Source organism: Peribacillus sp. YIM B13472, assembly GCF_042788005.1.
GTDB classification, from domain to species: Bacteria; Bacillota; Bacilli; order Bacillales; family DSM-1321; genus Peribacillus; species Peribacillus simplex_E.
This window is the reverse complement of sequence record NZ_JBHZPG010000005.1, coordinates 148058-170621: the sequence shown is the minus strand read 5'-3', so window position 1 is coordinate 170621 and position 22564 is coordinate 148058. Positions and strand designations below refer to the sequence as shown.

Below are 22564 nucleotides of genomic sequence, written 5' to 3'. Positions count from 1 at the left end.
CTTATTTATATCAGTGCTTTTTGGAACCCGATACATTTTGAATCAATAATTGCGTCTGCAGTTCAACATACTCTTGAAGCGTATACTGTTTATGCAAAGCCCATCTTCTAAAACTCCACATCTGTCCCTGAACGAAAATGTTATGTGAAACAAGGCTTATTTGTTTTTCCGTTAACGAGAGCTCCCCATTCTCGACACATTTCGTTATCACTTTTTCGAACATGCCAACCATCCGAATTTCTTTGTTCAGAACATATGGTAAAGCATCTTTCGTCAGTGCCTTCACTTCCTGATACATGACCAGCACTTCGTCCTGCATATCATCCATCACTTTATAAAAATAGGCGATCGTCAGCTTCAAACTTTCAAGTGTCCCATCACTCTGTTCTATTTCTTTCTGAAGCTTTTCCTGGACTTCATCATAGATAAAGTCACAAACGAGATATAATATATCTTCCTTGGTTCGGATATACTCGTATAACGTGCCAATACTAAAGCCTGCAGCTTTGGCAATTTCCCTGGTAGTCGTACGGTGAAATCCCTTTTCCTTAAAAAGGGTAACCGCTCCTTTAATCATTTGTGTACGCCTTTTTTCAACCAGCCGCTCATCCTTTACAGATGCAAGAACCTCTCTTTTTTCCATTTCCAAACTCCTTTTGACAGCCCATTATTCAATTATCAAAGACATTCTGAAGAAATTGAAAAGGGAATTCCGGTAGAGACAGTGCCTCATCGGAAAACCTCAGTTTCAACCTTATTTAGTAACCATCCGTGAGATGACCAGCTTTTGAATTTCCTGTGTACCTTCGTAAATCTGGGTTATTTTCGCATCGCGCATATACCGCTCCACTGGATAATCTTTTGTATATCCATAACCCCCGAAAACCTGCACCGCCTCCGTCGTCACTTTCATTGCTGTATCCCCAGCAAAAAGTTTGGACATCGCCGACTCTTTTCCATAAGGAAGGCCCACTGATTCCAACCACGCAGCCTGATAGGTTAATAGCCTTGATGCCTCAACACCCGTTGCCATATCCGCCAATTTAAAACCGATTCCTTGCTGTGCAGAAATTGGCTTGCCGAATTGGACGCGCTCTTTTGCATAATCAACCGCGGCATCCAATGCACCTTGGGCTATGCCTACAGCCTGGGCTGCAATTCCATTACGGCCGCCATCAAGCGTCATCATCGCAATTTTAAAGCCTTCTCCTTCTTTTCCAAGGAGATTTTCTTTAGGCACTCGACACTCATCAAAGATGATTTCCGTGGTCGGTGATGAACGGATTCCAAGCTTCTTCTCTTTTTTACCAACACTGAAGCCTGGGAAATCCTTTTCAATGATAAAAGCACTCGTTCCTTTTTGTTTCGATTCAGGATCCGTCAATGCAAAGACGACATATGTATCCGCAATCCCGCCGTTCGTAATGAAGATTTTTGAACCGCTGATAACATATTCATCACCTACAAGCTTTGCAGTCGTTCTCATACCGCCTGCGTCTGAGCCTGAGCTAGGTTCAGTCAGTCCGTATGCACCGATTTTTTCACCCTGTGCCATCGGGCGAAGGTATTTTTGTTTTTGTTCTTCAGACCCAAATTTATATATTGGCCATCCTGCGAGCGAAGTATGGGCTGATAAAGTCACTCCAGTGGATGCGCAAACACGGGAAAGTTCCTCTATCGCTATGCAATATGCTAAGTAATCACTGCCAATTCCGCCGTATTCCTCAGGCCACGGAATCCCAGTCAATCCAAGCTCAGCCATTTTATCGAAGATCTCACGGTCAAATCGTTCTTCTTCATCCCTCTCGGCAGCAGTCGGAGCCACTTCATTCTTGGCAAAGTCGCGCACCATTTTCCTGATCATTTCATGTTCTTCCGTTAGTTTAAATTGCATGAATATGCCCCTCCAAATTTCTCGTAATTATAGATTCTTACTGATGACCATTCTTTGTATTTCGCTGGTACCCTCATAAATTTCAGTTACCTTTGCATCCCTGAAATAACGTTCGACCGGATATTCCGTTGTATATCCATAGCCACCGAAGACTTGGACTGCTTCTATCGCCACCTCGACAGCCGTCCTCGAAGCGAATAGCTTAGCCATTGCCGCCTCTTTACCGCAATTCAATCCCTGCGAGCGTAAATAAGCCGCCCGATAGACCAGTAGCCTTGAAGCTTCTATGCCCGTTGCCATTTCGGCCAGTTTGAAACCAATTCCTTGTTGTTGCGCAATAGGTTTGCCGAATTGCACCCTGCCTTTTGCATATTGGACAGCATGTTCCATGGCTCCCTCAGCAATTCCCAGCGCTTGAGCGGCAATCCCGATCCTTCCAGCATCCAAGTTGGCCATCGCGATCTTAAAGCCTTCACCTTCTTTGCCAAGAAGATTGGCTGTAGGGACTTTCATATCCTCGAACGTTACCTGCACGGTGCTCGAGCCATGAAGGCCCATTTTACGTTCATCTTTACCGATGATTAAGCCTGGCGTCCCTTTTTCTACGACAAAAGCAGAGATTCCCTTGCTTCCCTTCTGAGGGTCGGTTGAAGCAAAAACAATAAACACATCCGCTTCCCCGCCATTGGTGATAAAAACCTTGGACCCATTTATTCGATATTCTCCGCCTTCCTTTACTGCCACTGCTTTCGATTTCAAACTCGCAGCATCGGAGCCTGAGCTTTGCTCAGTCAAGCAAAAGGCGCCTAAATATTTACCAGCGGCTAACTTAGGCACATACTTTCGCTTCTGCTCTTCCGTTCCAAAATAAACGATTGGATTTGTTCCAACAGAAGTATGAACGGACAGTATGACACCGAGAGTGGGACTTACTTTGGAAATCTCATTGATGGCAATGATATAAGACATGAAGTCCATACCCGCGCCACCGTATTCTTCTGAAATCGGTATTCCCATCAAACCAAGCTCACCCATTTTTTTCAGAATCGCTTTTGGAAACACCCCTGTTTCCATTGCCCCGATATGAGGAGTGATCTCATTCTCCGCAAAAGAGCTTACCATTTTCCGCATCATTTCCTGTTCTTCTGTAAACTTGAAATCCATCCTTCATCCCTCCATAGCTGCACAACTTTCCATGATTAGTTATATTCATAAAAGCCCCGTCCTGATTTCTTGCCTAGCCACCCAGCTTTTACATATTTCCTTAACAGCGGACACGGTCGGTATTTATCGTCTCCCAGCCCTTGGTGAAGCGTTTCCATTATATACAAGCATGTGTCTAGCCCAATGAAGTCAGCTAGAGTAAGCGGGCCCATCGGATGGTTCATTCCCATTTTCATTACGTCGTCGATCGCCTCTTTAGTAGCTACGCCCTCATATAGTGTATAGATGGCCTCATTGATCATCGGCATTAAAATCCGATTAGCTACAAAACCTGGAAAATCATTGACTTCCACCGGTACCTTGTTCAAGGATTCAGCCATCTTTTCAACTTCTTTATAAACTTCATCCGATGTAGCAAGGCCACGAATGACCTCAACCAGCTTCATGACTGGAACGGGGTTCATAAAGTGCATGCCAATTACCTTTTCCGGCCTTTTCGTGGCAGCGGCTATCTCGGTAATCGGAAGCGAAGAAGTATTGGATGCAAGAATGACGTGTTGCGGTGTGATTTCATCCAACTCGGCGAATATTTTTGTTTTTATTTCCATGTTTTCCACCGCAGCTTCAATCACTAAATCTACCGTAGCCGCATTTTTCAAATTCGTCGATGAAGTCAACCGGGAAAGGATTGCATCTTTCTCCCCGGATTCCATTTTCCCTTTTTCAACCTGCCGGGAAAGGTTCTTGGTAATTGTCCCTAACCCCTTTTCTACATATTCATCTTTTAAATCGTGTAAAAGAACTTCATAACCGCTCATTGCACAGACCTGGGCAATGCCAGATCCCATCTGTCCCGCACCAATGACCATCACTTTTTGAATGCCCATGAAAATCCCCCCTCATTTATCTATGAAACTATTATCCTTGCTTAGGCACTTCAATTAAAATGGCATCTCCCTGACCGCCGCCACTGCAGATCGCTGCGATGCCCAATCCCCCTCCGCGGCGTTTCAGTTCATGCATCAGCGTAATGATGATTCGGGCACCACTTGCCCCGATTGGGTGACCTAATGCTACAGCCCCTCCGTTTACATTCACTTTTCCCGGCGCGATGTTGGCAATTTTCCCACTGGCCAGTGCAACCGCTGCAAATGCTTCGTTCACTTCAAACAAATCAATTTCCTCTATCGATTTACCTGTCTTCTTCAGGAGTTCATTTATGACCAAACCTGGCGTTTTAGGGAAGTCCTTTGCTTCCACTGCCACTTCTGCATGAGCTAAAATATAGGCAAAAGGCGTTTTCCCTTCTTTTTCCGCACGTTCCTCACTCATCAGTACGAGTGCACCTGCCCCATCATTGACACCTGGTGCATTACCTGCCGTAATGGTCCCCTCATTATTGAAAGCTGGACCTAATTTAGCTAACTTACCGGCAGATGTATCTTTTCTTGGGGCTTCATCATGTTCGATGGTAATTGGTTGGCCTTTTCGTACCGGCACCTGTACGGAAATGATTTCTTCTGCAAGAATACCGCCATCGATTGCCTTTATCGCCTTTTGATGACTCTCGTAAGCCCAGCTATCTTGTTCCTCACGGGTGATTTCAAGATCATCGGCAGTACTGTTTCCGTAAGTCCCCATATGGACACCCGTAAAACTGCAGCTAAGTCCATCCGAAATCATCGTATCCTTCAGTTCCCCATCACCCATCCTTAGGCCCCACCTTGCTTTCGGAAGGATATAAGGCGCATTGCTCATCGATTCCATTCCGCCGGCAACAATGATTTCCTCTTCACCTAAGCGAATGATCTGATCAGCCAATGTGACACTGCGAAGTCCTGATGCGCATACTTTATTAATGGTTTCCGTTTTCACTTCCCAAGGCAATCCAGCATGACGGGCTGCCTGACGGGAAGGTATTTGGCCTTGGCCTGCTTGAAGCACATTCCCCATGATGACCTCGTCTACTTGGCCGCCTTCGATCCCTGCCCGAACAAGTGCCTCTTTGATTGCTATTCCACCAAGTTGTGATGCCGTCAAACTGCTAAGACCACCGCCAAATTTACCAAAAGGTGTTCTCACACCGCTAATAATCACTGTTTTCGCCATCATTATTTCCCCCTATAAGTAACATTGATTGAACGCTCGCTCAATTTGGAGTTAAAAAAATAGTGTTGTAAGCGCTTAATATTATATTTAATATTACACATTTTTCTCAAAAATGAAAATATTTAGTTATTAAATATTGAAAATATTGCCTGCTTCCATTTGATCCATCCCATTTAGAAGAAGCAGGCAATTCCATTTTAAATTAAGAGGCAATCGATTTATTTTCACCAATGACCGCTTTTTCAAGTAGTTCAGCTACATCATACGTTTTAACATTATCCTCAACTTCTTTTGCTTTCGTCCCATCAGATAGCATGGTCAGGCAATAAGGACATCCTGAGCTGATCACTGTTGGACTGACGGCTAGCGCTTGTTCGGTACGGGCCACATTAATGCGGTTTCCTGTTTCCTCTTCCATCCACATCAAACCGCCTCCAGCTCCACAGCACATACCCTTCTCACGATTACGCTCCATCTCAATAAGTTTCACACCATCAATGGATTGCAGGATTTCACGCGGCGGGCTGTAAACTTCATTGTATCTTCCCAAGTAACAGGAATCGTGAAATGTAATCGTCTCATTCACCGGATACTGAGGCACCAACCTGTCTTCACTGACAAGTGTGGCTAACAGTTCAGTATGGTGATACACTTCCGCTTCCAAGCCAAAATCCGGATACTCATTCTTAAAGATATTGTATGCATGCGGATCGATCGTCACGATTTTCTTAATTTCATTCTTCTGGAATTCTTCTATATTTTTCATTGCAAGCTCCTGAAAGACAAACTCATTACCCAATCTACGGGGAGTATCCCCTGAGTTTTTCTCCTTATTTCCGAGAATTGCAAATTTGACGCCCGCTTCATTCAATAATTTAGCAAAGGAAAGGGCAATCTTCTGGCTACGGTTATCGTACGATCCCATTGAACCTACCCAGAATAAATACTCGAATTCTTCGTCTGCCTTTTTTAATTCCTTTACGGTAGGGATGCTGACATCTTCCCGAAGGCTTCGCCAATCTTCCCTCTCTTTACGGTTCAGTCCCCACGGGTTTCCTTGACGCTCAATATTCGTCATGGCACGTTGCGCATCAGGATCAAGTCTGCCCTCTGTCAACACTAGGTAACGGCGCATATCGATGATTTTGTCGACATGTTCATTCATTACCGGGCATTGATCTTCACAATTCCGGCATGTGGTACAAGCCCAAAGCTCTTCTTCCGTAATGACTTCGCCAATCAGGCTCGGACTGTAAGCCTCGGTTGCTGCAGCAGATTCCTGCGCCCCCTGCGCGGCACCAGCCAAAGCTATCTTATTTCCCTTCGTATTCCCAAAAACAAAAGATGGCACCCATGGCTGCTTCGTTGTAACGGCAGCGCCTGTATTCGTTAAATGGTCACGCATCTTGATTATGATATCCATCGGTGACAGCATTTTACCGGTACCTGTAGCCGGGCACATATTCGTACAACGCCCGCACTCCACACAGGCATAGAGGTCCACCATTTGGTACTGCGTCAAATCTTCGATATATTTGGCACCGTAATATTGATTGCCTTCTTTGTCGAAAACCTCTTCTTCCAAATCAACCGCTTTCAATTTCCCCGGATTGTCCAGTCGATTCAGGAATACATTTATCGGACCGGCAATCAAGTGAGCATGCTTAGATTGCGGGATATAAACAAGGAAAGATAATATGATCAGTAAATGCAGCCACCAAGCTACATAAAAAACGACTGTTGCCGCTGTTGTCCCCATCCAGCCGAATAGGAAAGCGATGCTTGATGCGACTGGCTCTGACCAAGTTGCATCGTGTCCATGCCAGATCATTCCCATTCCATTCCCCAGTAATACGGTGATCATGATACCGGTGATGAAGATGACAACCAAACCTGCTTTGAAATCCCTTTTCAAGCGAACGAGCTTTTCGACATAACGGCGGTATGCCGCCCATAGGATTGCAACAAGAACGGTAAGCGTCACAATTTCCTGGAAGAAAGTAAAGGCCGGATAAACAGGACCAAACGGTAAATGCCACCCCGGTCTTAAGCCTTTAACGAAAAAGTCAAGTGCACCAAATTGCACTAAGATGAAACCATAAAATAACATGGCATGAATGATCCCGCTCTTTTTATCTTTAAAGAGCTTCTTCTGTCCAAATACATAAACCCCTATTTTAACAAGACGATCTTTCACACGGTTATCGAATTCCACTTTTTTGCCAAGTTTTATATAAGCTATACGGGTCTTTATCAAGTAGACAAACAAACCGGCGGCGTAAGCGGTTACAAGCAGGAATGCAACCAAGTTGATCCACAGTAAACCATTCATTTCCATGCAGACTTTCCCCCTCTTTAGTAAATTGCAAAATGCCAGATACCATTTTGGGAAATTTGGCATTTTTCTGAAATTTGATTAATTCCATTATATAATGAATGAGCATTCAGTCAACTTTTTTCTTTCTAAAACTATTCAATTTTTCTGGACCTTAATTATATAATTCGACAATTTCGTCTATTACCCTTCTGCATTCTAAAAAAATGAGTACCCTCTCCCCGCTTTTTAATGGTTACTAACAGGGAATTAGAGCCAAACTAAATATAATCATTTAGGGGGGATTTTTTTGAAGATAATCACTGCGATTGCCTCTATATTTTTATTGATCTTCTCTTGGTGCTGGGTTGATCTTAAGGTAGGGCATAAGCGTTATTTGAAGCACGCAACCAACATAAAATATCCGCCTCGGAACAGCGACATAACTGTATTCACATCAGGGAAAATCCTGTTTGATGATTACATGAAGGAAGTAAAGCAAGCTCAGGATTCCATCCATATCCTTTTTTATATTGTAAAAAATGATAAATTCAGCAAGGACTTTTTGAAGTTACTGCAGTCAAAAGCGGAAGAGGGCGTGGAAGTGCGGCTTTTAGCCGATTGGGTAGGAAGTAAAAAGATGCCCCGCCAAATCATACAGGAGCTAACTAAAAGCGGCGTTCATTTTTCTTTCAGCTTTAAACCGAAACTCCCCTTCCTTTTCTATACAATACAAAAAAGAAATCACCGTAAGATCACGGTGATAGATGGAAAAATCGGCTATCTTGGCGGCTTTAATATCGGTAAGGAGTATATAAACCAAGGGGAGAAGCTGAACCCGTGGAGAGATTACCATTTAAAAATGACCGGGGAAGGTGTAAAGGACCTTCAGGAAGTCTTCCTCTCGGATTGGTTCTATGACACAAACGAGGATTACAGAGGAACGCCTGCCTATTTCCCGACATTGACTCCCGGGACGCAGGCACAGCAGTTTGTCGTCACGAATGGCAGTGATCTTGAACAGTCACTTACACACATAATTCGGCAAGCCACTAAAAAAATCATTATCGGGACTCCATATTTCATTCCCAGTGAAACTTTATTTCAAGAATTAAGGGAAGCACTTGCACGCAATGTTTCCGTTACGATCATCGTACCTGAAATTTCAGACCATGCCCTTGTCAAGGAAGCTTCTTTTCCCTATTTCCGGGTACTAATAAAAGAAGGGGCTGAAATCATGCAATTTCAAAGAGGGTTCTACCATTCTAAAGTGATTCTGATTGATGATATATTGTGTGATATCAGTACGGCTAATTTTGATAAACGCAGTTGTTTCTTAAATAGTGAAATCAATTGCATCGTATTTGACCGGACATTTATAGAAGATGTAGAAAAGGAGTTGGCAGTGGACCTAGCCGAATCCAAGCCGCTAAACGGGGACGCGATTTCCAACATGAATTTAGTCCGTTCAGCAAAAGAATCGCTGGCTGCCATCCTTTCTCCTTTTCTTTAACATCCCGTTGCTCAAGGAGAAAAATACAATGAAAATAAGATTTGGATTCGTATCCAATGCCACCTGTTTATGGGAAGCTTCTCCGGCTAAGACACTTACTTACAAGCGATATAGCTCACTTGGCGCGGAAAAAGGAAGGGAAAAACTCCTGGATGTGACAAGGCAGAACATTGAAAATACCTTAAGGGTCCTTCAATATAACACGGCACACCAAATAGAAATATACCGGATGTCCAGTTCCATCGTTCCTTTAGCCACACATCCCGAAATAGAATGGGATTTCGTTACACCTTTTAAAAAAGAGTGGAAACAGCTTGGCGATTGGGCCACTGCACACAAGATGAGGATCAGCTTTCATCCCAATCAGTTTACGCTGTTTACCAGCCCTAAGCCCGAGATTACAAAAAATGCCGTAAAAGATATGGAGTTCCATTATAAAATGCTTGATGCAATGGGCATTGCGGACACCTCTTTCATCAATATCCATGTTGGAGGGGCCTATGGTGATAAAGAGTCCGCCCTTGTAAGGGTTCATGACAACCTTAAATCGCTGCCTATGCACGTCAAGGAAAGAATGACTTTGGAGAATGATGATAAAACCTATACAGCATCTGAAACCCTGAGCGTATGTAAGAAGGAAGGCATCCCACTTGTATTCGATTACCACCATCATCTCGCAAACCTTTCAGCTGAGCCGCTTAACGAGCTGCTCACCGAGGTGTTCACCACTTGGAGGCAAGCAGGAGCGGTACCAAAGATTCATATTTCATCCCCAAAATCGGCAGGTGAATTTCGCTCGCATGCAGATTATATCGATTTGGACTTCATCATGCCCCTTTTTAAAGTGCTGAAGGATCTTGGACAGGACGTCGATTTCATGATCGAGGCCAAGATGAAGGATCGGGCAATGTTGCAGCTGATTGAAGATATTGCTAAGGTTCGTGGTGTAAAAAGGGTGAGCGGCGGTGCCGTCGAGTGCTAATTAAAAAAAGCGGCTTGTTTCGTTAGAAACGGCCGCTTTTTCCATTACATTTTTTCCGGTGCCGAAACCCCGATTATAGCTAATGCATTCTTTAAGGTAATTTGAACGGATTTGACCAGTCCTAAACGCGCCTTACTTCTTTCCATCTTTTCAACATCCAAAACCTTATCTGCATTGTAGAAACTGTGGAATGTAGAAGCCAGGTCGAATATATAATTCGTCATGCGGTGAGGCATCCGTTTTTCGGCTGCTTCCGCAATTGCCTGCGGGAATTCTCCTAATTTCTTCAAAAGCTCCACTTCTTTTTCAGTAGCTAGGGCAGAGAAATCAGTGACTCCTTCATAGCTGATCCCTTGTTCCACACCTTGGCGTAAAATGCTGGAAATCCGGGCATGGGCATACTGTGCGTAATAAACCGGGTTGTCATTGGACTGTGATACCGCAAGATCCAAATCGAAATCCATGTGAGTATCCGCACTTCTCATCGCAAAGAAATAACGGGTTGCATCCAGACCTACTTCATCAATAAGGTCACGCATCGTAACTGCTTTACCGGTACGCTTACTCATCTTCATTTTCTCGCCATCCTTGTACAGGTGAACAAGCTGGATGATTTCCACTTCAAGCTGCTCGCGTTTGTACCCTAATGCTTCGATCGCCGCTTTCATACGCGGTATATAGCCGTGGTGGTCTGCACCCCAGATATTGATCAGCGTTTCAAAACCGCGCTCCAATTTATTACGGTGATAGGCAATATCCGGTGTCAGATATGTGTAAGACCCATCCTGCTTAATAAGCACCCGGTCTTTATCATCGCCTAGTTCCGTAGAGCGGAACCATGTAGCCCCATCTTCCTCGTAAACATGGCCTCTGTCCCTCAACACTTTGAGTGCCTCATCAATTTTACCGTCATGATATAGAGATGTTTCGGAGTACCATACATCAAATCCGACACGGAAATTACCCAAGTCCGTTTTCAGTTTTTCCATTTCATATTTCAAGCCGTACTCACGGAAAAATTCAAAACGTTCCTTTTCATCGGCATTTACATATTTATCCCCAAATTCACTGGCAAGCGTCTTACCGATGCCAATGATATCTTCGCCATGATAACCGCCCTCCGGCATATCCTTTTCGAGGCCAAGTGCCTGGAAATAGCGGGCTTCTATGGAAATGGCCAAATTATTAATTTGGTTTCCTGCGTCATTGATATAGTATTCACGTGAAACATCATAACCTGCTTTAGAGAGGATATTACATAACGTATCACCTACTGCTGCACCACGGGCATGACCAAGGTGAAGATCACCGGTCGGGTTCGCGGAAACGAACTCCACTTGGATTTTTTCGCCTTTACCAAAGTCACTTTCCCCATATGCTTCATCCACTTTCAAAATGACAGGAACCAATTCTGTCAAATAGGAATTATTCATGTAGAAGTTGATGAAACCAGGTCCTGCAATCTCGATTTTTTCGATGGATGCTTTTGAGTTGTCAAAGTTTTCGATAATTGCTTCTGCTATCATCTTTGGCGCTTTCTTTGCAATCTTCGTTAATTGCATGGCCATATTCGTGGAATAATCTCCGTGTGTCTTATCTCTTGGCAGTTCCAATACCACATTTGGAATCTGCTCTTCCGTTGCTAAACCAGCTTTAATGACTGCCGCTTTAATCTCTTCTTTCAGTTTTTCCTGTACCTCTTTTACTATATTCATGCGCTATGCTTCCTCCTTGTAGGAAATCGTCATCTCATATTGGCCGGGTTCGCTTCCCTGCATATGTAACGTATATTTAAGGACAAGTTTCCCTTGTTTGGTCTGTTCATCCCATTGATGATGTATCTTCTTCGCGGTCGTCCGTAATCCTAACCTGCCATATATACTTTCGTAATGTCCATTTGTCACTTCCTGCAGGCGGAAAAGCTGCCTCATTTTAATGGCGCCATTTCTAAGCAGGATCGTTTCATCCGGTTTGTGCTTGATGGTCGTTTGTGTTTGACCGGCCTCATTTTCCTCTTTATATTGCAAATATAAATCTGCGCCTTTATACATTTTTGTACCAAATGTCACCAGCTCATACGTTTCCGTTTCTGAGCCATGCATGATTTTTGTCTGTAAAGTCACTTTAATAGCATGCTTATCTATATCATGAAGAGTCAAAGCTACACTTCCTTCATCATGTCTTTCTTAACTTTATAAGTATAAATATTCTTCAAGGAAGTTTCAACTTGGTGCGGAAAATAAAGTGTAAATCCAAAAGTGTGAGGATAAACTGTCGAAATCATGTTGTTGCAATTCATTTGATTTTAACGTAATAATGACTCATTGGGGCGGATTATTCAAAAAGGGTCCTTCAGATGTAAAATTCTTTTCCTGAATGGATAAAAAAAGACCATTCCCGCTAAAAAACGGGAACAGTCAAGTCTTCCATCATTAACCTTTTTGAACCCAACCTAGAATCATTTCGCGAATCAGCTTGCTAGCCGTGTTCGCAGTCTGCTCGGATGGATCATAAATCGGTGCCACTTCTACTAAATCGCAGCCGACTACATTAATCTCAGACCGTGCTATCTCGTGAATCGAAGCTAAAAGCTCTTTGGAAGTGATGCCTCCACAATCTACGGTGCCTGTCCCTGGCGCGTGCGCAGGATCAAGAACATCGATGTCGATCGTCACATATACAGGACGACCAGCTAACTGCGGCAGTACTTCTTTCAGAGGTTCAAGAACTTCAAATTTAGAGATGTGCATGCCATTTTCTTTTGCCCATTGGAATTCTTCCTTCAAACCGGAGCGAATGCCGAAAGAGTATACATTTTTCGGGCCGATAAGTTCTGCGGATTTACGGATGATGGACGCATGGGAAAGCGGCTCTCCCTCATAATCCTCACGTAAATCTGTATGGGCATCCATATGGATGATGGCCATATCGGGATACTTTTTGAACATGGCTTTAATGACTGGCCACGTGACAAGATGTTCCCCTCCCATACCCATTGGGAACTTGCCTGCATCCAACAAGCTGTCGACAAATTTTTCAATCATATCGATACTGCGCTGCGGATTGCCGAATGGTAATGGAATATCCCCGGCATCAAAGAATTTAACTTCCTCTAATTCACGATCTAAATATGGACTGTACTCTTCCAAACCAATCGAAACTTCACGAATCCGGGTAGGGCCGAATCGAGAACCCGGACGGAAACTTACCGTCCAGTCCATCGGCATACCGTATAGCACAGCTTCAGATTCCTCAAAAACGGGATGGCTTTTAATGAATACATTGCCTGAATAGGCTTCATCGAATTTCATTGTCATGCCCCCCTTATTTCACTAAGTCTTGAACGAATTTAGGCAGGACGAAAGCTGCTTTATGAAGTTCTTTTGTATAATATTTCGTTTCGATTTCATGGAAACGGTCTTCTGTCACTTCTAATGGATTATATTTTTTTGATCCGATGGTGAACACCCAAAGGCCGCTTGGATACGTCGGGATATTCGCTAAATAAAGGCTAGTGATTGGGAATATTTCTTTCACATCACGTTGTACATCACGAATTAAGTCTGCCTTAAACCAAGGATTATCTGATTGTGCCACAAAAATCCCATCTTCTTTCAAAGCTTTGGAAATCCCGGCATAAAAACCTTTTGTGAATAAATTGACAGCAGGTCCGACAGGTTCAGTCGAGTCAACCATGATCACGTCATATTCATTTTCACTTTTGGCGATGTGCATGAAGCCATCCCCAACTTGTACGTCTACACGCGGATCTTCAAGCATGCCTGCAATTTCAGGCAGGAATTTCTTTGAGTATTCGATAACTTTCCCATCGATATCCACCAATGTAGCTTTTTTTACGCTTGGGTGTTTTAGGATTTCACGGATAACTCCTCCGTCCCCTCCACCTACAACCAAAACGTTCTCTGGATTAGGATGGGTAAATAAAGGAACATGGGCTACCATTTCATGGTAAACGAACTCATCGCGCTGTGAAGTCATTACCATGTCATCCAGCAATAGCATATTGCCCCACTCTTCCGTTTCAATCATATCAAGCTTTTGAAACTCAGTTTGCTCCGTATGTAAAGTACGATTCACTTTCATCGTAATACCAAAATTCTCTGTTTGTTTTTCAGTAAACCAAATGCTCATTTATTAACGCTCCTTTTCCATTTCATATTGTCAGTCACCTTATAGGTTCCCCAAAATCGGTATAGTCATTAGCTAGAAAAATTATAGACGAATCTAGCAGAATTGCAAGATAAATTTCGTAAATGCAGTTCTTATGTTTAAAATTTTCTTTTTTTTCCATAATAGTAATAGATACTAGATTCTTACTTGATAAGAGAGGTGAAAGCAATGGAATTGATTCCAAGCGAACGATTTAAAAGGACAACTAAATATGTACGGGCCTTCATCATCCTTGCCACAATCGGGCTCACGATACTCTTTGTATTGCTTCTCTCTTTACTGATTTATGCAAAAATATTAGGTCCTCCCCCTTTGGTCGTACCGCAGTCCACTCTCTATTATAGTGATGATGGAAATGTGATCGGTGAAACAGATAATGGCCAGAAACGTTATTGGGCCGGAATGGAGTCGATTTCACCACAGCTCATCAAAGCGACTGTCGCCGTTGAGGACCGTCAGTTTTACACTCATAATGGATTTGATATAAAGCGGATTGGCGGTGCCATCCTTGCTGATATTAAGGCAATGTCCAAAGTCCAGGGTGCAAGCACCATTACCCAGCAGTATGCCAGGAACCTGTTTCTTGGGCATGACAAAACGTGGTCGCGTAAGTTTAATGAGGCCTTTTATACGATACGTTTAGAAATGAACTACTCAAAAAAGGAAATTCTAGAAGGCTATTTAAATACGATTTACTATGGCCACGGGGCATATGGAGCCCAGGCTGCAAGTCAATATTACTTTGGCAAGGATGCCAAGGATTTGACTCTTCCTGAAGCGAGCATGCTGGCCGGAATACCAAAAGGGCCGTCAAACTATTCACCATTGGATAACTTTGAAAAAGCGAAATCAAGGCAGAAAGTTGTCCTGCAAGCCATGAAAAACAAAAACTACATTTCAGGAAAAAATATCGCGGAGGCGTTGCGGACATCCCTTACATTAAAGGGCGAGCACGGAACGGTCACCAATAAGACCGCTCCCTATTTCCAAGATGCCGTCAAACAAGCTTTAAAGTCTCAGCTTCATTTAGATGACCGGACGATCGAGCTCGGCGGGCTTAGGGTCTATACCACACTGGACGAAACCCAGCAGGATGTAGCCGAAGAGGTTCTTTCCAATACCATACCCAAGTCTTCAGGCATTCAAGCCTCGATCGTGGCAATGGATCCGGATACCGGGGAGGTCCGTGCGCTGGTCGGCGGTAAAGATTATTCCGAGTCACCATTCAATCGAGCTACACAGGCCGTTCGCCAGCCTGGTTCAACCATGAAGCCATTGCTATATTATTCAGCGCTGGAGAACGGTTTCACACCGTCCACCACCTTAAAAAGCGAGACAACTACATTTTCTTTCGATGATGGTCACTCATCTTACACACCGCATAATTACAACCATCAATATGCGGAAGGCGAAATCACGATGGCCCAGGCCATTGCTCTTTCCGATAATATCTTCGCCGTAAAAACGCACTTGTTCCTTGGTGAACAGACATTGGTCGATACGGCGCATCGTTTCGGAATCACGGCAAAGATGGATGCGGTTCCTTCCCTGGCACTCGGTACGTCAGGTGTAAGGGCGATTGAAATGGTGAACGCATATAGCATTCTGGCTAACGGCGGCAAGAAAGTTAAACCCGTGTTCATCAAAAAGGTTGAAAATCAAAAAGGTGAAGTGATTTTTGATGGAAATGAGAAACCGGAACAGATTTTGGATGAGGACAAGGCATTTGTCATGACCCAGATGCTTACAGGTGTTTTCGATAAAACCTTAAATGGTTATACGAAAGTGACCGGCAGCACCATCAGTTCCCAGCTGACCCGCCCATATGCCGGCAAATCAGGCTCCACCCCGACGGATAGCTGGATGATTGGTTACACACCGGGGCTTGTTGCAGGAGTATGGACTGGATATGATCAAGGCAAAAAGATCGAGATCCCTGCTGAAAAAGGCTATGCAAAGAAAATCTGGGCTTCCTATATGGAAAAGGGTCTAGAAGGAAAACCGGCAAAATCGTTTAAGGAAACCAAAAACGTGATCGGGGTAAACGTGAATCCCGTAAGCGGAAAATTGGCCACAAAGGATTGTCCTGTCTCAAGATTGACGTATTATGTTAAAGGAACCGAACCTGTCGAATACTGTGCCGAGCACTTTAAGGGTGAGAATCCGAAACATGCCCCAAAAGAAGAAGAACATAAAAAGGCCCCGTGGTACAAAAAAGTCTTAAAACCTTGGGGATAACGAAAAACCCCCGAAGCCGGCAGCCGGCTTCGGGGGTTTTTCTGTCCTAGTTCCACAGTGACTAAACTGCTGTCTTTAAGTTTACTGATTTTATCGCTTTCCTACAAGTGCATTTTTCACTAAACTTAACATTTCATCCATTAAACGAGATTCAAACCGTCAATGACTCCTTCAGCTGATCTGAAGAGCGCTCCCACATTCCTGCATCATGATTTTTCAGGAAGTCAGCAAGCACACGCTTTGATTTATCGTCCATGTCCTCGACGATGATTTTTCGTTTCAGCGATTTATCCATCCTGTTGACATGCTCCGGAAGCGATTTGTAACCGCGTCTAATTGACCTGTCGACCATCATTTCACATGCTGTCACACCTGCATAGTGCGGACCGTTTTGAGTGGCTTCAATGGTCACCCAAACAAGCCAGTAAGGTTTGGCATTCGGGACTTCCTCTTTAGTCTTTAAAAATTTAATTCCTTTTTCCACTGCACTCCTTGCATGCATCGCGCCGATATCGACCTCTGCTTCACCTGCATCCACATCGATGATGACCGGAGAAATATTATCGAGCGTTAAAACCCCTGTTCCATATCCGCCATGACCTTCAGTAGGGTCGTTTTTTATAATATTGAAGCCTACCTTCTTCTTTGGTTGTTCTTCCATGTTTATATCCCCCTTTATCGTTTGTCATTCCTTATTATTGGTTAAAAAACAAAAGTGAAAAAAATTGACTCAGGATGCCTCCTACAAATCGAATACCGGTATCCATAATCGGTCTAATTGTATATTGACTCAGCGGTGTGATGATCAAAATCAAAAAAATCAGGGAGCCATATTGTTCATACTGAGTCATTTTTGCCCGCAAATCTGCTGAAACAAGATCCTGTACGATCCTATAACCATCGAGAGGCGGCAGCGGTATCAAATTAAATACAAACAAAAGGATATTCAAGTTGATGAGCACCTCGAAGAATGGCTTAACGAAGAACGGTAAATCAGGTCCAACGCCTGCCGTCAGCAACCCGTAAAAAATCAAGTACCCCAAAATTGCAACAAGCAAATTACTGAATGGACCGGCAAAGGAGACGAGCACTCCTGCCAATTTTGGATTCTTGAAATGAAAACGATTAACCGGTACAGGTCTAGCCCAACCGAATCCGGCTATTAATATCAGCAATGTTCCGATTGGATCCAAATGAGAAATCGGATTCAATGTGACTCTTCCTTCATTCTTTGCAGTCGGATCACCGAACTTATAGGCCACATAAGCATGGGAAAATTCATGAACCGTAAATGCGATTAACAGTGACACAATGACATATGGAAGTTCTTCCAAGCTATAAGCCAAAAACCGTTCTATTTGATCAAAGAATTGCATCGATAGCTTCTCCCCCATTGTTTATTACCGTTAGTATACATCAAAAGTTCAAGAAGTGAAAAAACTCTGACTTCCGTGTCTTGCAATTCTTTTTCCATTGTGAAACACTACAAGATAAGAGAGGAAGGGGGGAAAAATAGATGCCATATGTAACAGTCAAAATGCTTGAAGGCCGTACAGACGAACAAAAAAAGGCTTTAGTCGAAAAGGTGACTGCAGCCGTTACGGAAACAACTGGCGCACCAGCTGAAGCCGTGACGATTTTCATTGAAGAAATGTCAAAAAATCATTTAGCAGTAGCAGGTGTCCGTAAAAGCGATTTATAAGATTTACATAATGGGGAAAAGCTAAGCCATCAATTCGGCTTAGCTTTTGTTTTTAACTGCTCGATATATTCATATGCCTCATCAATTTCTTCAAGCGTATATTTTTGTTTGCTTTTCAGCGTGAAAATTTTCTCGGTGACTTCCTCTTTTTCAAGCGTGTCGAAGTATAACACCGTTGAAACCAGCTCCAAAAACCGGGCATTCTGTTCGTTCATATCCAGTAGGCATGCCTCAAGTGCCGGCATCTCCACTTCCTGAATGGATAGGAAATCCTGGCCGGCATCCGTTATCGAATAACAATATTGATAATAGCCTGCTTTTTTTTCCCTCACTTCATTCAAGTAACCCATCTCGCAGAGCTCCTCAATCCGTAAGGTCAACTCCTCCGAATACGGTCCATAAAAGTGAAACTGAAACTTTTCATGAAATGGGAAGGACAGCTTTTTTGCGATATAAACGATTTTTTGTAATTTTTTCCGACCCGAGATTTCACCGGCAGTAGAAATTGCATTGATAATGTTTGCATGATCCTTAAACAAGGCTCGTCACTCCTCACCAAAAATGTACCACTTTAATCCGATAGCTCCAAAAGCTTACGAATCTGTTTTTTTATATTTTTCTTAGTAGATTCATCACGCAATAAATCCGCTGGATAATACAACTTATGATCCGTTCTTCTTTTCCCTGAAATTGCATCGACAATTTCGGATTCACGCGATAATTCACGAATTTCGCCATTATTTTTCAGCAAGTGAATCGGCAGTCTCTCCTCTTCCTCACCTGGCCGGTAAAAATCATACGGCAGATCTGATGAAGAATCGACGACAAGATAATAATCCGGATCGATGCCTGCCTTCTTGAATAGCGTCCTTAATTCCATCAACCTGTTCATTTGACTGTTCGATGGATGGAATTCAACATATTTAAATAGTTTACGATTAACGAAGCGAGTGCATAAATCTTTTAAAATCGCATCGTTCTCCTCTTCCCATGCTTCGAAATAATAGAGCATCACCGCTTCATCCATTTTCAAGTAGTCCGTTAAAGTCACTTCTCCCTTGAACAATGAATAAAAATGGTGCGGTTCTTGAGCAAACTCATAACCGGATTCATATAAATGTTTCGCCCTATGTAGAATCTTGGTAAGTATGACCTCCGCACTTCTCGTAACTGGATGGAAATAAACCTGCCAGTACATTTGGTAGCGACTCATGATATAATCCTCAACCGCATGCATCCCGCTTTGCTTTATGACGGCATGTTCTTCCCTTGGCCTCATTACACGCAAAAGCCTTTCCATATCGAAATGTCCATAACTAACGCCGGTGAAGTAAGCATCGCGCTGTAAATAATCCATTCTATCAGCATCGATCTGACTTGAAATCAGGCTGACTACTAATTTGCCTTTATAGGTTTTCGCTATGACTCCTGCCACTTTTTTAGGAAAATCACGTCCAACTCTAAGGAGGATCTTATTCACTTCCGTATCGCCGAGGATTATTTGCCGCGTGAATTGCTCATGATCCAGGTCAAACACTTTTTCAAAAGAATGAGAGAAAGGACCATGACCCAAATCATGCAGCAGTGCTGCGCACAAGGATAGTAACCGTTCCTCAGGTTTCCATTCCGGTCTGCCCTCGAAAACATCATCCACGATTCTCCGGACAATCTCATATACTCCAAGCGAATGGCTAAGCCGACTATGTTCCGCACCATGAAAGGTCAAATAAGTCGTTCCCAGCTGTTTGATCCTTCTAAGACGCTGGAATTCCTTCGTCCCTATTAAATCCCATATAACCCGGTCACGAACATGTATATATCGGTGCACCGGGTCCTTGAATACTTTTTCTTCTTGTAATTTTTCGCCGGAATATTCCATGAACTACCCTCTTTTTCATAATCTCGATGCACTCATTATAGCGTGTTTTGACAAAAAACCCTAACATCCACCTTGCTAGTAAGAGGGGTCCTTTTGTAAGAAAACGGAAGTTTGAATCTGATTTTGTCTTGAAAATAAGAAAATAAAAAATCACCGCAGTGTGTTGAATCTGGGTGATGATTACTTGTTCCATTTATCATAAGCAAACAATCCACTCTACCTGTATATCATGGATCCTACTTTAGTTTTTTATTGATTTTATCTAGTAACTCGTCTTCTGTCGGTGCAGCAACTGGACGGTTATTGACAAAGGCAAAAGACTTCTTTCTGCCAGGACCGCAATAGGATTGACAGCCCACTTCAATTTTCGCGTCGGGATCGAGCTTTTCAAGACGCGGGATCAATGTTTTAATGTTTACCGCCAAGCAGTCATCGCACACTCTGAATTCATTGGACATCCTCCGGTCACCATCCTTTCCATGACAAACTATTTTTCATCCATTTATATGACTAAAGGGTATTTTACCGCTTCTACTTATGAATATCAAGAGGGCTTGATCATGTGAAAAGGAAAGGTCAGCCGCTGTAAAAGGATGTAATTAATCAAAAAACTAGTATCCTTTTAACCTTTTTGTATAAAAAATCCAGATTTTGTCCAAAATGCTAGTAGAACACTCTATAAATCACTGCCACACGATATTTTATATAGTTATTTATTTTAAAAGTTACCAGAAAGGGAGTATGTAGAAATGAAGGTTCGTCAAGACGCCTGGACAGAAGAAGATGATTTGCTTTTGGCTGAAACGGTATTGCGCCATGTGCGGGAAGGCAGCACTCAGCTTAATGCTTTTGAAGAGGTAGGAGATAAGTTGAATCGCACCTCTGCAGCATGCGGATTCCGCTGGAATGCAGTTGTCCGCCATAATTATGATAAAGCGCTTTCCCTTGCCAAGAAACAGCGTAAGCAGCGGCAAAGGATCCTTGGAAAAGATCAAGGAGGGAAAAAACGGCTTCTTTATACACCGCCGTCCCCAACGATTTCCGACATAATGGTTCCCCATGTACAAGAAGAGGAACTAGAGTTGAAATCCGAAGTCGATACTACCAATTATGAAGCAGCAGAGGAATTCGTTGTGGCTGAAGCCCTCGCTCCTAAGACACAGCTCACACCAGTAACCTTGGAAACGGCCATGAGCCTTGATGCCGTCATCGCCTATTTGGAATCTATGAACGGCCGCATGCTTCAAGCTGAAGTATTAAAAACCGAAAATGAAAGATTGAAGCTTGAAATTAAAGGGCTGAAAAAGCGAAACGAAGATTTGGAGAATAAAATCAGCCACCTGGAACAAAACAGCGGCTTGATGCAGGAAGATTATGAAACTTTGATGAATATCATGAATCGAGCAAGAAAGCTGGTCTTGTTAGAGGAAGAGGAACGTCCGGCAACGAAGTTCAAGATGGACCGGAATGGCAATTTGGAAAAAATGGCCGAGTAATAAGATAATGTGGGGTTCAGTTATAATAGATCAACCACATGCCAAAGGCCGTTTCACCATGTTTATCCTAAAAAAGGGAGCCGACAAGGCTCTTTTTTCATTGTTTCAAGAAAGAATCAATAATATCTCCGCCTATCATACAGGCCTTTTACAGTTTCAGTGAATGCTAAAGTCGTATTAAATGAAAAAAGCCGTTCCTGAATTACTGGAACGGCTTCTTTCATATCAATCCTTTAATGCATCGAATACTTTATCATTGCGTTCCACCACTCTTGTCAAGTATGCCTCATACATCGGCCATTCCTGAACGGAAAGAGTGTCAGAGAATATCCTTTCGCTATAATCCTTCAATACATGAAGGAATCTAAGCATGACGTCCTGAACACTCAATTGCACGCCCAACAATTCCGTTAGGGACGCCATTACCGAAGGGACGATATCAGGATAAGCGAATTTGGTTTCTGCATTTCCTTTAGCTGCATCATAAAAGCCCTTCACGAGACTGGCACGTTCAGCCCCGCTTCCATTGACACACAAATAGATTTGCACCGCTACGCCATTGCGAATCCTGCGTTGGGATATCCCGGCAAACTTTTGCCCATTTATACTTAGATCATAACTTCCAGGACAATAGGAACCGACGATTTCCCTTGCCTCCATCGTGACCGGGAAATCGGCAAACATCAATTGGACAAGCTCCCACATCGCATCATATCCACGATTGATCTCAATTTTCTGCTCGTTTTCAGGAAAAATGAGCGACAAATTAAGAACACCCTCATCCAGCACGACTGCCAGCCCTCCGGAATTCCTCACGATGGCCTGAAAACCATGTTCTTCTAAATGATCCAAACCCTTTTTAAGAAAAGGCAACTTCGTATCCTGTATACCCATGACGATGGTTTGATGATGTACCCACGCCCTGGCTACGGCCGCTGATTTACCTGACCCTACGGAAGCGCAAAATGTATCATCCATCGCAAAGGACTCCAGAGCTGGAAACTGAGGTCCAACGGAAGATTGATCAATAATCCTCCACTCTTGCTGCATTAATAATGAATCTGTTTCACTCATACGAATCT

General features: G+C 43.2%; 21 protein-coding genes. 5 read left to right on the top strand and 16 right to left on the bottom strand.

All coding sequences use genetic code 11. The features are described from left to right. Positions 1-10: 10 nt before the first annotated feature. From ACFX4I_RS06235 to ACFX4I_RS06210, 6 genes are all read right to left on the bottom strand, one after another. The gene (locus ACFX4I_RS06235) at positions 11-643 is read right to left on the bottom strand and encodes a TetR/AcrR family transcriptional regulator (protein ID WP_098370208.1); all 633 of its coding nucleotides are present in this window, start codon (positions 641-643) and stop codon (positions 11-13) included. Positions 644-754: 111 nt separating this feature from the next. Next, entirely contained in the window at positions 755-1894 is a 1140-nt protein-coding gene (locus ACFX4I_RS06230) for an acyl-CoA dehydrogenase (protein WP_230300306.1), read from the bottom strand. A 27-nt stretch (positions 1895-1921) separates the two neighbouring features. After that, the gene (locus ACFX4I_RS06225; protein WP_309519624.1) at positions 1922-3058 is read right to left on the bottom strand and encodes an acyl-CoA dehydrogenase; all 1137 of its coding nucleotides are present in this window, start codon (positions 3056-3058) and stop codon (positions 1922-1924) included. Positions 3059-3093: 35 nt separating this feature from the next. Continuing rightward, on the bottom strand, positions 3094-3945 hold the full coding sequence (locus ACFX4I_RS06220; RefSeq protein WP_309519623.1) for a 3-hydroxybutyryl-CoA dehydrogenase: 852 nt from the start codon (positions 3943-3945) through the stop codon (positions 3094-3096). Between the two features lie 31 nt (positions 3946-3976). Beyond that, positions 3977-5167 carry an acetyl-CoA C-acetyltransferase gene (locus ACFX4I_RS06215; RefSeq protein ID WP_377419691.1) on the bottom strand — a complete coding sequence of 397 codons (1191 nt, stop codon included), beginning with the start codon at positions 5165-5167 and terminating at the stop codon, positions 3977-3979. Between the two features lie 202 nt (positions 5168-5369). After that, on the bottom strand, positions 5370-7499 hold the full coding sequence (locus ACFX4I_RS06210; protein ID WP_377419713.1) for a (Fe-S)-binding protein: 2130 nt from the start codon (positions 7497-7499) through the stop codon (positions 5370-5372). Positions 7500-7791: 292 nt separating this feature from the next. Between ACFX4I_RS06210 and cls the strand changes: the two genes are divergently transcribed. Continuing rightward, on the top strand, positions 7792-8994 hold the full coding sequence (cls, locus tag ACFX4I_RS06205) for a cardiolipin synthase (protein WP_377419689.1): 1203 nt from the start codon (positions 7792-7794) through the stop codon (positions 8992-8994). Positions 8995-9022: 28 nt separating this feature from the next. After that, positions 9023-9976 carry a UV DNA damage repair endonuclease UvsE gene (gene uvsE / locus ACFX4I_RS06200; RefSeq protein ID WP_377419687.1) on the top strand — a complete coding sequence of 318 codons (954 nt, stop codon included), beginning with the start codon at positions 9023-9025 and terminating at the stop codon, positions 9974-9976. 44 nt (positions 9977-10020) lie between these two features. On the opposite strand, the gene argS is transcribed toward uvsE, so the two are convergent. The 4 genes from argS to speE all read right to left on the bottom strand — a co-directional run bounded on the left by argS (position 10021) and on the right by speE (position 14128). After that, a complete protein-coding gene (argS, locus tag ACFX4I_RS06195) occupies positions 10021-11691 on the bottom strand; it encodes an arginine--tRNA ligase (RefSeq protein WP_377419685.1) in 1671 nt (556 codons plus the stop codon). Positions 11692-11694: 3 nt separating this feature from the next. After that, positions 11695-12135 (bottom strand): YwiB family protein, encoded by a 441-nt coding sequence (locus ACFX4I_RS06190; protein WP_377419683.1) that lies wholly within the window; start codon positions 12133-12135, stop codon positions 11695-11697. A 273-nt stretch (positions 12136-12408) separates the two neighbouring features. Continuing rightward, positions 12409-13287 carry an agmatinase gene (gene speB, locus ACFX4I_RS06185; protein ID WP_034315888.1) on the bottom strand — a complete coding sequence of 293 codons (879 nt, stop codon included), beginning with the start codon at positions 13285-13287 and terminating at the stop codon, positions 12409-12411. A 13-nt stretch (positions 13288-13300) separates the two neighbouring features. Next, positions 13301-14128, bottom strand: coding sequence for a spermidine synthase (gene speE, locus ACFX4I_RS06180; protein ID WP_377419681.1), 828 nt, complete (start codon positions 14126-14128; stop codon positions 13301-13303). 207 nt (positions 14129-14335) lie between these two features. On the opposite strand from speE, the gene ACFX4I_RS06175 reads away from it, so the two are divergent. Next, positions 14336-16405, top strand: coding sequence for a transglycosylase domain-containing protein (locus ACFX4I_RS06175; protein WP_377419679.1), 2070 nt, complete (start codon positions 14336-14338; stop codon positions 16403-16405). Between the two features lie 151 nt (positions 16406-16556). Here ACFX4I_RS06175 and ACFX4I_RS06170 read toward each other — a convergent pair whose 3' ends face one another. Together ACFX4I_RS06170 and ACFX4I_RS06165 are read right to left on the bottom strand one after the other, a co-directional pair. Continuing rightward, positions 16557-17066, bottom strand: a complete 510-nt coding sequence (locus ACFX4I_RS06170) for a YwhD family protein (RefSeq protein ID WP_230300299.1) — start codon at positions 17064-17066, stop codon at positions 16557-16559. A 34-nt stretch (positions 17067-17100) separates the two neighbouring features. Beyond that, entirely contained in the window at positions 17101-17781 is a 681-nt protein-coding gene (locus ACFX4I_RS06165) for a site-2 protease family protein (protein ID WP_377419677.1), read from the bottom strand. A gap of 140 nt (positions 17782-17921) precedes the next feature. Between ACFX4I_RS06165 and ACFX4I_RS06160 the strand changes: the two genes are divergently transcribed. Next, positions 17922-18107: a 2-hydroxymuconate tautomerase gene (locus tag ACFX4I_RS06160; protein ID WP_034315897.1), complete on the top strand. Its 186-nt coding sequence runs from the start codon at positions 17922-17924 to the stop codon at positions 18105-18107. A 29-nt stretch (positions 18108-18136) separates the two neighbouring features. Here the strand turns inward: ACFX4I_RS06160 and ACFX4I_RS06155 are convergent, their stop codons facing one another. The 3 genes from ACFX4I_RS06155 to ACFX4I_RS06145 all read right to left on the bottom strand — a co-directional run bounded on the left by ACFX4I_RS06155 (position 18137) and on the right by ACFX4I_RS06145 (position 20444). Next, positions 18137-18646, bottom strand: coding sequence for a YwgA family protein (locus tag ACFX4I_RS06155; protein ID WP_076368383.1), 510 nt, complete (start codon positions 18644-18646; stop codon positions 18137-18139). A 32-nt stretch (positions 18647-18678) separates the two neighbouring features. After that, the gene (locus tag ACFX4I_RS06150; RefSeq protein ID WP_377419675.1) at positions 18679-19986 is read right to left on the bottom strand and encodes an HD domain-containing protein; all 1308 of its coding nucleotides are present in this window, start codon (positions 19984-19986) and stop codon (positions 18679-18681) included. A 236-nt stretch (positions 19987-20222) separates the two neighbouring features. Further along, positions 20223-20444: a YuzB family protein gene (locus ACFX4I_RS06145; RefSeq protein ID WP_048683566.1), complete on the bottom strand. Its 222-nt coding sequence runs from the start codon at positions 20442-20444 to the stop codon at positions 20223-20225. A gap of 291 nt (positions 20445-20735) precedes the next feature. Here ACFX4I_RS06145 and ACFX4I_RS06140 point away from each other — a divergent pair, with 291 nt between their 5' ends. After that, positions 20736-21482, top strand: coding sequence for an RsfA family transcriptional regulator (locus ACFX4I_RS06140; RefSeq protein WP_377419673.1), 747 nt, complete (start codon positions 20736-20738; stop codon positions 21480-21482). A 225-nt stretch (positions 21483-21707) separates the two neighbouring features. Here the strand turns inward: ACFX4I_RS06140 and lipL are convergent, their stop codons facing one another. Further along, positions 21708-22556 carry an octanoyl-[GcvH]:protein N-octanoyltransferase gene (lipL, locus tag ACFX4I_RS06135; protein WP_230300297.1) on the bottom strand — a complete coding sequence of 283 codons (849 nt, stop codon included), beginning with the start codon at positions 22554-22556 and terminating at the stop codon, positions 21708-21710. Positions 22557-22564: the final 8 nt, after the last annotated feature.

What these genes read in the sequence shown, in the direction of transcription:
- ACFX4I_RS06165 (WP_377419677.1), bottom strand. Translation starts at nt 17,781, where the DNA reads ATGCAATTCTTTGATCAAATAGAACGGTTTTTGGCTTATAGCTTGGAA.
- ACFX4I_RS06225 (WP_309519624.1), bottom strand. Translation starts at nt 3,058, where the DNA reads ATGGATTTCAAGTTTACAGAAGAACAGGAAATGATGCGGAAAATGGTA.
- ACFX4I_RS06160 (WP_034315897.1), top strand. Translation starts at nt 17,922, where the DNA reads ATGCCATATGTAACAGTCAAAATGCTTGAAGGCCGTACAGACGAACAA.
- ACFX4I_RS06145 (WP_048683566.1), bottom strand. Translation starts at nt 20,444, where the DNA reads ATGTCCAATGAATTCAGAGTGTGCGATGACTGCTTGGCGGTAAACATT.
- uvsE (WP_377419687.1), top strand. Translation starts at nt 9,023, where the DNA reads ATGAAAATAAGATTTGGATTCGTATCCAATGCCACCTGTTTATGGGAA.
- ACFX4I_RS06150 (WP_377419675.1), bottom strand. Translation starts at nt 19,986, where the DNA reads ATGGAATATTCCGGCGAAAAATTACAAGAAGAAAAAGTATTCAAGGAC.
- argS (WP_377419685.1), bottom strand. Translation starts at nt 11,691, where the DNA reads ATGAATATAGTAAAAGAGGTACAGGAAAAACTGAAAGAAGAGATTAAA.
- ACFX4I_RS06215 (WP_377419691.1), bottom strand. Translation starts at nt 5,167, where the DNA reads ATGGCGAAAACAGTGATTATTAGCGGTGTGAGAACACCTTTTGGTAAA.
- ACFX4I_RS06175 (WP_377419679.1), top strand. Translation starts at nt 14,336, where the DNA reads ATGGAATTGATTCCAAGCGAACGATTTAAAAGGACAACTAAATATGTA.
- ACFX4I_RS06230 (WP_230300306.1), bottom strand. Translation starts at nt 1,894, where the DNA reads ATGCAATTTAAACTAACGGAAGAACATGAAATGATCAGGAAAATGGTG.
- ACFX4I_RS06170 (WP_230300299.1), bottom strand. Translation starts at nt 17,066, where the DNA reads ATGGAAGAACAACCAAAGAAGAAGGTAGGCTTCAATATTATAAAAAAC.
- ACFX4I_RS06220 (WP_309519623.1), bottom strand. Translation starts at nt 3,945, where the DNA reads ATGGGCATTCAAAAAGTGATGGTCATTGGTGCGGGACAGATGGGATCT.
- speE (WP_377419681.1), bottom strand. Translation starts at nt 14,128, where the DNA reads ATGAGCATTTGGTTTACTGAAAAACAAACAGAGAATTTTGGTATTACG.
- speB (WP_034315888.1), bottom strand. Translation starts at nt 13,287, where the DNA reads ATGAAATTCGATGAAGCCTATTCAGGCAATGTATTCATTAAAAGCCAT.
- ACFX4I_RS06235 (WP_098370208.1), bottom strand. Translation starts at nt 643, where the DNA reads ATGGAAAAAAGAGAGGTTCTTGCATCTGTAAAGGATGAGCGGCTGGTT.
- ACFX4I_RS06140 (WP_377419673.1), top strand. Translation starts at nt 20,736, where the DNA reads ATGAAGGTTCGTCAAGACGCCTGGACAGAAGAAGATGATTTGCTTTTG.
- ACFX4I_RS06210 (WP_377419713.1), bottom strand. Translation starts at nt 7,499, where the DNA reads ATGAATGGTTTACTGTGGATCAACTTGGTTGCATTCCTGCTTGTAACC.
- lipL (WP_230300297.1), bottom strand. Translation starts at nt 22,556, where the DNA reads ATGAGTGAAACAGATTCATTATTAATGCAGCAAGAGTGGAGGATTATT.